We start from the raw sequence: 10,456 nt of genomic DNA, 5'->3' as shown, positions 1-10,456 counted from the left end.
CCCCCCAGATGGGGGCGGCGCTCCGGGCTTTAAAGGGCACCACCCGGCAATGGCCCGTATGAGTGAGTCGGATCGCACCGTTGAAGCCGGATTGAGGCGTTAAGCACACGCGCGCTTCGTCAAGCGCGGCCTAAGTTTCGAACCTTCGCCCCGTGCCGAGCGGCACGGGGTTCTTCACTTGACCTGCGAGAACGTGGCTGTGGTCGCTCTGGAAGGCGCCAGAAGCGGTGCCGGCCAGGCGTTCAGGTCCTGGGGAGGGGCAGCCTGAAAGGACCGGGGTTTCTGAAACGTTCATGCGCTTTCCGACGATTGAGCCATGTGGGTCACTCGGCGGATCGGGGGACTCCCAGCCGACCGTAAGCGCAGGCACCTGCACCGGTGCCGCGACCAAAGCGACTGGTACGGAGGGAACGCAGGTCATGAGCACGTCGAGCGGGCACCGGCGGATCCTCGGGATCACGCCCTTCGCCACGCCCGATGCCGCTCTGGCCGTCGCGGTGGCCCGGGCCGGCGCCACCGGCGTGCTGGACCTCGGTTCCGACCGCGAAGCCGCGCTGACCGCCCTCACCGAGGCCGTCGAGTGGTGGCGCGGTCCGCTCGCCGTCCGCGTGGGAGCAGCCTGCTCGGTCACCCCGGGTGAGCTGCCCGCCTCGATCTCTCTGGTCGTACTGGCCGACGACGCCGCGTGGACGATCACCGAGGCGCTCGGTCAGGGCGCCCCAGGCCGGGCCGTCATGGTCGAGGTCGGCTCGCCCGACGCCGCCCGCGCCGCGGTGGAAGCCGGCGTGACCAAGCTGCTGGCCCGCGGCTCCGAGTCCGGGGTCGCCGGCTCCGCCAGCGCCTTCGTGCTCCTGCAGCACCTGATGGCCGCCGAGCTGGGGGCTGTCGAGATCTGGCTGGCCGGCGGGATCGGCCCGCACACCGCTGCGGCAGCCGTCGCCGGCGGCGCCACCGGCGTCGTCCTGGACTCCCAGCTGGCACTGGCCCGCGAGTGCGAACTGCCCCGTGAGGTCGCCGCCGCCGTGCGCGCGATGGACGGCACCGAAACAGTCCGCATCGGTGGGCACCGGATCTACGTCCGCCCCGACCTGACCCGTCCCGAGGCCGATGGCCTGGCCGAGAAGCTCGGTCGCACCCTGTCCGCCCTGCCGGTCGGCGAGGACGGCGCGCTGGCCCGCCCGCTGGCCGACAAGCACGTGACCGCCGGCGGGATCGTCGCCGCGGTCGCCGCCTCGATCGAGTCCTCCATCTCCGCAGCCGTCGCCACGGCGCAAACGACCGGGCACCCCCCGCGGATCGTGCAGGGCCCGATGACCCGCGTCTCGGACCAGGCCGCCTTCGCCAAGGCCGTCGCGGCCGAGGGTGGCCTGCCGTTCCTCGCGCTCGCGCTGATGACCGGCGAGGACGCCCGCGCGCTGCTCGTCGAGACCGCCGAACTGCTCGGCGACCTGCCCTGGGGCGTCGGCATCCTCGGCTTCGTGCCGGACGAGGTGCGCGCCGCCCAGCTCGAGGCCGTCCACGAGATCAAGCCCCAGTACGCGCTGATCGCCGGTGGCCGCCCCGCGCAGGCCGCGCCGCTCGAGGCCGCCGGTATCACGACCTTCCTGCACGTCCCCTCGCCCGCGCTGCTCGACCGGTTCCTGGCCGAGGGCGGGCGCCGGTTCGTCTTCGAGGGCTCGGAGTGCGGCGGGCACGTCGGACCGCGCGCCAGCTTCCCGCTGTGGGACGCGCAGATCCGTCACCTCCTCGCCTACGGCTCGGCGAACGACTGCCTGAACGAGCTCGACGTCCTCTTCGCCGGCGGCATCCACGACGCCCGCTCAGCGGCGATGGTCGCGGCTGCAGCCGCCCCGATCACCGCGGCCGGTGGCCGCGCCGGCGTCCTGATGGGCACCGCGTACCTGTTCACCACCGAGGCCGTCACCGGCAATGCCATCGGCCCGGCCTTCCAGCGCGCCGCGCTGGCCTGCGACTCCACCGTCCTGCTGGAGACCGCGCCGGGTCACGCCACCCGCTGCGCGCCGACCGCGTTCGTCGACACCTTCGCCGAGACCCGGGACCGGATGCTCGCCGAGGGCACGCCGCGCGAGCAGGTCTGGGCCGAGCTGGAGAAGCTCAACGTCGGCCGGTTGCGGATCGCCAGCAAGGGAATCCGCCGCGAGGGCAACGCCCTGATCCCGGTCGACGAGAACACCCAGGCCCGCGACGGCATGGTCATGATCGGCGACGTCGCCCGGCTGCGCACCGCCGTCACAACGGTGGCCGAGCTGCACGCCGCCGTGACCACCGGCGCTTCCGCCTTCCTGACCAGCCGCGCCGCCGAGCTCGACCTGGCGCCGGCCGCCGAGGCCACCACCGGGCTGGAGATCGCCGTCGTCGGCATGGCGGGCGTGTTCCCGCAGGCCGGCGACCTCGCCGAGTTCTGGGCCCACGTGCTGGCCAACCACGACGCGATCACCGAGGTACCGGCCGAGCGCTGGGACCCGGCGGTGTACTACGCCCAAGGCGCCGGTGTTGATTCCTTTGGGGGCCCCGGCTCCACCTCCAAGTGGGGCGGCTTCCTGCCGGAGATTCCCTTCGACGCCCTCGCCTACGGCATCCCGCCACAGGCGCTGGCCTCGATCGAGCCGGTCCAACTGCTCTCGCTCGAGGTCGCGGCCCGCGCGCTGCGCGACGCCGGCTACGCATCCTCGACCGGCACCTCGAACGGGACTGGCCGGGAGTTCGACCGCGAGCGCACCGGCGTCATCTTCGGCGCCGAGCCGGGCACCGACCTCTCGGCCGCCTACAGCTTCCGCGCGCTGTACCCGCAGCTGCACGGCGAGATGCCGGCCGAGCTGGACGCGCAGCTGCCCAAGCTCACCGAGGATTCGTTCCCGGGGGCGCTGGCCAACGTCATCTCCGGCCGGATCGCCAACCGCCTCGACCTCGGCGGCGCCAACTACACCGTCGACGCGGCGTGCGCCTCGGCGCTGGCCGCCCTCGAGGTCGCGTGCATGCAGCTGCGCGGCGGCGCGGCCGACATGGTGCTCGCCGGTGGCGCCGACATCCACAACGGCATCCAGGACTACCTGCAGTTCGCCTCGGTCGGCGCGCTGTCCAAGACCGGGCACTGCAAGCCCTTCGACGCGAACGCCGACGGAATCTCCCTCGGCGAGGGCGTCGCGACGATCGTGCTCAAGCGCCTGGCCGACGCTGAGCGCGACGGCGACAAGATCTACGCCGTCATCGCCGGCATCGGTTCCTCCAGCGACGGCAAGTCGCTCGGCCTGACCGCCCCGCGGCCCGAGGGTCAGCGTCGCGCGCTGGAGCGGGCCTACGCGCAGGCGGGCGTCTCCCCGGCCGACGTCGGCCTGGTCGAGGCGCACGGCACCGGCACCGTGGTCGGCGACCGCACCGAGCTCACTGTTCTCTCCGAGGTGTTCGCCGCCCGCGGCGCCAAGGCGGGCAGCATCGCGCTCGGCTCGGTGAAGTCCCAGATCGGGCACACCAAGTGCACGGCCGGGCTGGCCGGGCTGATCAAGGCCGCGCTCGCGCTGCACGCCGGCGTGCTGCCGCCCACCGGCAAGATCACCACCCCGAACCCGGCGTGGGTCGCGGGCGAGAACCCCTTCGTCTTCGACACCAACCCGCGCCCGTGGCCGGCCGACCGTCCGCGGGTGGCCGGGGTGAGCGCCTTCGGCTTCGGCGGCACCAACTTCCACGCGGTGCTGACCGGCTACACCAACGTCCCGGCCCCCAAGCACGGCCTGGACCAGTGGCCGAGCGAGCTGTTCGTCATCCGCGGCGCTTCCCGGGACGCGGCGATCGCCGCCCTCGACGAGCTGACCGCCCTGGTCGCGGCCAACGACGGCGCCGGTCGCCCGTGGCGGCTGCGCGACCTGGCCCGCACGACCGACGAGCGCGCGAGCGGACCGGTGCAGGTCACGTTCGTCGCCACCGACCTGGACGACCTCGCGGCCAGGATTCCGGCCGCCCGGTCGTTCAGCGCCGGCCCCGCCGTGTTCATCTCCGACCCCGCGCGCAGCGGCGGGGCGGCCGGTGAGGTCGCGTTCCTCTTCCCCGGCCAGGGCAGCCAGCGCCCGGGCATGCTCGCCGACCTGTTCACCGCGTTCCCGCGGCTGGGCGACCTGCTCGCGATCGGCCGGCGCTGGGCCCCGACGATGTTCCCGCCGGCCGCCTTCGACGACGCCACCCGGGACGCGCAGCGCAAGGCGCTCACCGACACCCGCGTCGCGCAGCCGGCCCTGGGCATCGCGGACATGGCGATGTTCCGCACGCTGCGCGGCCTCGGCGTCACTCCCGACCACCTGGCCGGGCATTCCTACGGCGAACTGGCTGCGCTGTGCGCGGCCGGCGCGATGACCCCGGCCGACCTGCTCGAGATCTCCGCCGCCCGCGGCGAGGCGATCCTGGCCGCAGCCGGCACCGACCCCGGCACCATGGCCGCCGTCTCGGCCGGCGAGGGCGCCATCCGCGCCGCGCTCAACGGCCAGATGTCCCGCGGCGGCGTCGTCATCGCGAACCTGAACTCCCCCGAGCAGACCGTGATCTCCGGCCCGAGCGCCTCGATCGACTCCGCCGTGGCCGCCCTGAAGGACCGGGGCATCGCCGCCCAGCGGATCCCGGTCGCGTGCGCCTTCCACTCCCCGCTCGTCGCCGACGCGTCCCGGACGCTGGAGGCCGAACTGAGCCGCCGTCAGATCGGTTCGCCGCACCTGCCGGTGTGGGCGAACGCGACGGCTGCCCCGTACCCGCTCGGGTCCTCCGCGGTCCGCGAGCTGCTGGCCGCCCAGGTCGCCTCGCCGGTCCGGTTCGCCGAGCAGATCGAGGCCATGTACGCCGCGGGTGCCCGCGTGTTCGTCGAGTGCGGCCCCGGCCGCGTGCTGACCGGCCTGGTCGGCTCCATCCTCGGTGACCGTCCGCACCTCGCGGTCGCCACCGACGCCCCCGGCAAGCACGGCATCTCCGCCCTGCTGGGCTCGCTGGGTCGTCTGCTCGCCGCCGGTGTCACCGCCGACACCGACGCTCTGTACGCCGGACGCGACGCCCGCATCGTGTCCGCTCAGGACGTCCCGCGCCGGCCCGGTTGGGCTGTCAACGGGCACCTGGTCCGCACCGCCGAAGGGACGCCCGTGGCCAACGGCCTGCGGCCGGTGCAGCGCGTCGAGGTCTCGACCGCTGCCCCTGCCTCGCCCGCCAATGGGATGCCCGCGCCCGCCGCGCAGGCCCCCGCCGTTCAGTCCGTCACCACTGTTCCGGCAGACGGCCGCGAGGCCGTCGTGCTCGAGTTCCTCCGCTCGAGCCGCGAGATGATCGCGGCCCAGCGTGATGTCGTGCTCGGTTTCCTCGGAGCGGCGCCCGCCCCTGTGGCGCAGCCCGCTCCGGGGGCCCAGCCGGCTCCGATCGTGGCGTCAGTGGTGCAGGCGGCTCCTGTTATCCAGGATGCCGTCGCCCCCGCGCTCATCGTCGAGCCGGCTTCGGTCGTTTCCCCGGTCGAGCCGGTCCTGGCGGCGGTTGCCGCCCCGGCGATCCCGGCACCGGCCGCCTCGCCCGAGATCTCCGGCGAGCACGTGCTGACCGTGCTCACCGAGCTGATCGCCGAGCGCACCGGCTACCCCGCCGAGATGCTCGGCGCCGACCTCGACCTCGAGGCCGACCTGTCCATCGCCTCCCTCAAGCGCACCGAGATCCTCGGCCTGCTCGCCGACCACCTCCCCGGTGCGGGCCTCGACGAGGACTTCCAGGCCCAGCTCTCCCGGATCCGCACCATGGCCGGCATGGTCTCGGCGATCGTCGAGCGCGCCCCGGTAGCGATCGCGGTTCAGCCGGTCCCGGCGCCCGCCCCTGCCGAGCTCTCGGCCGAGCACGTCCTGACGGTCCTCGCCGAGCTGATCGCCGAGCGCACCGGCTACCCCGCCGAGATGCTCGGCGCCGACCTCGACCTCGAGGCCGACCTGTCCATCGCCTCGCTCAAGCGCACCGAGATCCTCGGCCTGCTCGCCGACCGCCTCCCCGGCGCCGGCCTCGACGAGGACTTCCAGGCGCAGCTGTCGCGGATGCGCACCATGGCGGCCATGGTCGACGCGATCACCGGCGCCCCGGCGCCGGTGATCGCTGCGGCCGCCCCAGTCATCGAGCCGCCCGCGCTCGACCGCGAGCCGGTCCGCCGCTACCTGATGCAGCTGACTCCGGCCGAGCCGGTGACCTCCGCCGAAGGTGACCTGACGGGCCGTCATGTCACGATGGTCGGCGGCGGGCTGGGCATCGCGATCGAGCTCGCCGACGCGCTGACCGCACGCGGTGCGACCGTGCGCAGTGTGTCCACCGATGCGGACACCGAGCTGGGCGACGTCGACATCCTGGTCCACCTCGGCGCGGCCGGCCCGAGTGAGCCGCCGTCCCTGCCGGACGCCTTCGCCGTGCTACGCCGCGCCGTCCTGGGCGGGGCCCGCCAACTGCTCGTGGTCACCGGCACCGGTGGCCGGATGGGTCACCGCACCGCGACCGACGCCCCGCCGCGCTCCGACGCCCCGGCCGGCATGGGCCTGGCCGGTCTGGTCCGCACGATCGCGCGGGAGTACCCGCACGTGTCGTGCCGCGCGCTGGACATCGACCCGAAAGAGACCGCGGACCTGCTCACCACCCGCCTGCTGGCGGAGCTGGTGAACCCGGCCGGTCCCGAGGTCGTCGGCTACGCCGAGGGTGTGCGTTCGACCCTCGCGCTGGTGCCCGCGGCGCTCGAGGTCGACGCCATCCCCACCGCCGCCGAGCTCAACCTGACTCCTGGTTCGGTCGTCCTGCTCACCGGCGGCGCGCGTGGCATCACCGCCCGCGCCGCGGCCGGCCTGGCCTCCGTCTCCGGGTGCCACATCGTTCTCTGGGGCCGTAGCCCGCTGCCCGCCGCGACCGAGGACCCGGCCACGGCCCGCGCCGCGGACGAGGCCGAGCTTCGCCGCGCGCTCATCGCGGGCGGCATCACCGTGCCCGCGCAGGTCGAGCGCGAGGTGGCCCGGCTCCTGGCCGAGCGGGAGATCCGCTCCACCATGGTCGCCCTGCAGGCGGTCGCCGCCTCGGTCACCTACCAGGCCATCGACGTCCGTGACGCGGTCGCGGTCGGAGACGGCATCGCCGAGGTGATGGCGCGCCACGGCCGGATCGACGGCGTGGTGCACGGCGCCGGCGTCCTCGACGACCGGCTGATCGCGGACAAGTCCGCGGACGGCTTCGCCCGGGTCTGGGAGACCAAGGTGGACGGCGCCCGCGCGCTGGCCGCCGCGCTGCCCGCCGACCTCGGCTTCCTGGTGATGTTCGGCAGCGTCTCCGGAGTGTTCGGCAACCGCGGCCAGTGCGACTACGCCGCGGCCAACGACGCGCTGGACTGCCTGGCCCGCGCCTGGGAGACCCGCTTCACCGGACGGGTCGTCAGCGTCGACTGGGGTCCCTGGCTGCCCACTGAGCTCTCCGTGGACGCCGGCAGTGCTGCTGGGTCTGGCATGGTCTCCGCCGAGTTGCTGCGCACCTACGCCCGCCAGGGCGTCGGCGCGATCCACCCGGACGACGGTGTCGCGGCGCTGCTGCGTGAGCTCGCCCACGGCGCGAGCCCCCAGGTGGTGTACGTCTGCGCCGAGCCGGCCGCGTTCGACGTAGCTTTCTCTGGTGGGCTCAGGGGCTGATCGCATGGACGTCGCCGTCGTCGGGATGGCGGCCGTCCTGCCCGGCGCGCCGGATCTCGCGGCTTACCGGGCCAACCTGCGCGCCGGCGTGGACGCCATCACCGACGTCCCGGCCTCGCGTTGGGACGCCGAGTTCTACGACCCCGCGGCCGCGAAGACCCGGCCCGGGGACCGGATGTACTGCCGCCGCGGCGGGTTCGTCGACGAGGTGACCTTCGAGCCGATGCGGTTCGGCATCATGCCGATGGCCGTCGGCGACATCGAGGCCGAGCAACTGATCGCCCTGGCCACGGCCGCCGCGGCGATCGACGACGCGGGTGGCCCGGACTCCCTGGGGGACCGGAGCAAGGTCGGGATCGTGCTCGGCCGCGGTGGCTACTTCAATGCCGGCATGTCGCGCTTCGTCGACCGGGTCCGCACCGCCAACCAGCTCGTCGCCACGCTGCGGGAGCTCATGCCTGCGCTGTCCGAGGAGCAGCTGGAGGAGGTGCGCGCCTCCTTCGCCGCCCGCTCCGGGGAGATGCGCGAGGAGTCCGGCATCGACCTGATGGTGCCGAACCTGGTCGCCTCCCGCACCGCGAACCGGCTCGACCTGGCCGGGCCGGCCTACACCGTGGACGCCGCCTGCGCCTCCTCGCTGATCGCGGTCGACCACGCGGTCCAGGACCTCGCGTCCGGCCGCTGCGACGTGGTGCTCGCCGGCGGCGTGCACCACTGCCACGACATCACCTTCTGGTCCGGGTTCAACCTGCTCGGCGCGCTGTCCCCGAGTGAGCGCATCCGGCCGTTCCACCGCGGCGCGGACGGGATCCTGATCGGTGAAGGCACCGCGATCGTCGTGCTCAAGCGTCTCGCCGACGTCCGCGACGAGCGGGTGTACGCCGTCATCCGCGGCACCGGGGTGGCCGGCGACGGGCGGGCGGCAAGCCTGATGGCCCCGCAGTCCAGCGGTCAGGTCGCGGCGATGCGGGCCGCCTGGGCCGCCGCCGGGATCGACCCGCGCGAGCCCGGGTCGGTCGGGCTGGTCGAGGCGCACGGCACCGCCACGGTGGCCGGCGACGCCACCGAGCTCGCCTCGCTGACCGAGGTGTTCGGTCCGTCCGCGGGGGGCGCAGACATCGGCATCGGGTCGGTGAAGTCGATGATCGGCCACGCGATGCCGGCCGCCGGTGCGGCCGGGCTGATCAAGGCCGCGCTCGCCGTCCACGAAGGCTTCCTGCCGCCGACCCTGCACTGCGAGGACCCGCACCCAGCGATGGCCGGCACCCGGTTCGCCCCGGTCACCGAGGCACGCGAGTGGACCGGGCACGGTCTCCGGCGCGCGGCGGTGAATGCGTTCGGCTTCGGCGGCATCAACTCCCACGTCGTGCTGGAGCAGGCGCCCACCGGCGGTGGCTCCCCCGCCTACCTCGCTGCGTCCGAACGATCGGGCGCTATTACTCACGGCGCTTCGGACGCAAGCCGCTCGGAACGGGTGCTGCTGCTCGCGGGGGCGGACGCGGCTGCGATCGCGGTGCAACTGGAGGCGGTCGACGAGGTTCTGCTGGCACGGGACGACGCCGCCGCGCCGCCGGCCGGCGGGCCGGCCCGGCTCGCCATCGTGAACCCGGATCCGAAGCGGCTCGCGCTCGCCCGCAAGGTGGTCGCGCAGGGCAGTGGCTGGCGCGGACGCAACGAGGTCTGGTTCTCCCCGGCGCCGTTGCTGGCCGACGGCGGGCGGATCGCGTTCCTGTTCCCCGGTCTGGAGGAGAGTTTCGAGCCCCGCGTCGACGACGTCGCCGCGCACTTCGGGCTTCCCCCGGTGCGGGCGGCCTCCGGCGCCACCCTGGGTCGGCGCGGTCTCGAGCTGGCGGGTGTGGGACGGCTGCTGCACTCGGCCCTGAGAGCGCTGGACCTGCGGCCCGACGTGGTCGCCGGGCACAGCATCGGGGAGTGGAGCGCACTGATCGCCGCCGGGGCGGCTCCGTTCGAGGAGTTCGCCGACTCCACCCGCGCCTTCGACGCCGGGCCCGGGGTTCCCGACCTGGTCTTCGGCGTCATCGGCGGCGGAGCGTCGCTGGCCGAGGGGATCATCGCGGACCTGCCGGACGTCGTGCTCTCGCACGACAACTGTCCGCACCAGTCGATCATCTGCGGCACCGAGTCCTCGGTCGCGATCGCTCTGGAACGGTTGCGGGAGCGCGGCGTGAGCGGCTCGGTGCTGGCCTTCCGCTCCGGTTTCCACACCCCGTACCTGGAGCCCTTCCTCGGGCCGTCCCGGGAGTTCATCGCGGGTCTGACGCTGCGTCCGCAGCAGGTCCCGCTGTGGTCGGCGACGACCGTGGCGCCGTATCCGGAGGAACCGGCCGAGGTGCGCGCGCTGCTGCTGCGCAACCTCGTCGAACCGGTGCTCTTCGGACCGCTGATCCAGCGGCTCTACGCCGAGGGCGTGCGCGCCTTCGTCCAGGTCGGGACCGGCAGCCTGCCTGGCTTCGTCGAGGACGTACTCGACTCCGCAGCGACCCCGCACCTGTCGATCAGCGCCAATGCGCCCAAGCGGACCGGGCTGGAGCAGCTGCGACGAGTCGCGGCCGCGCTGTGGACCGAGGGCGCGCACCCACGCTTCTCCCGCCTGAGCGCCGGGACCGAGGAGCCGGAGCCCGCGCCGACCCGTACGCCGCCGCCCGCGGCGCGCACCGGCGGCGGAGTTCCGCTCAGGCTCGGGGCGCCGCTGGTCCGGCTCACCGCGACGCCGGACCTGACACCCGGACCCATCCCGGCGCGCCACGCACCGCCCGGAC

General features: G+C 74.1%; 2 protein-coding genes. Both read left to right on the top strand.

The genetic code is table 11. The annotated features are described in order from the left end of the window. The first annotated feature begins 419 nt into the window (after window positions 1-419). Complete coding sequence (locus H0X00_RS17165) at window positions 420-7,676, top strand: type I polyketide synthase (RefSeq protein ID WP_293773244.1); 7,257 nt, start codon at window positions 420-422, stop codon at window positions 7,674-7,676. A gap of 4 nt (window positions 7,677-7,680) precedes the next feature. Continuing rightward, a partial coding sequence (locus tag H0X00_RS17160; RefSeq protein WP_293773243.1) for a beta-ketoacyl synthase N-terminal-like domain-containing protein occupies window positions 7,681-10,456 on the top strand: 2,776 nt, incomplete at its 3' end.

It is taken from the genome of Sporichthya sp. (genome assembly GCF_013815995.1).
In the GTDB taxonomy this organism is placed as follows: Bacteria; Actinomycetota; Actinomycetes; order Sporichthyales; family Sporichthyaceae; genus Sporichthya.
Note: the sequence above shows the minus strand (reverse complement) of the source record. Positions and strands in the feature narration are given on the sequence as shown.

Coding starts and splice junctions, on each gene's coding strand:
- H0X00_RS17165 (WP_293773244.1), top strand. CDS start 420: ATGAGCACGTCGAGCGGGCACCGGCGGATCCTCGGGATCACGCCCTTC.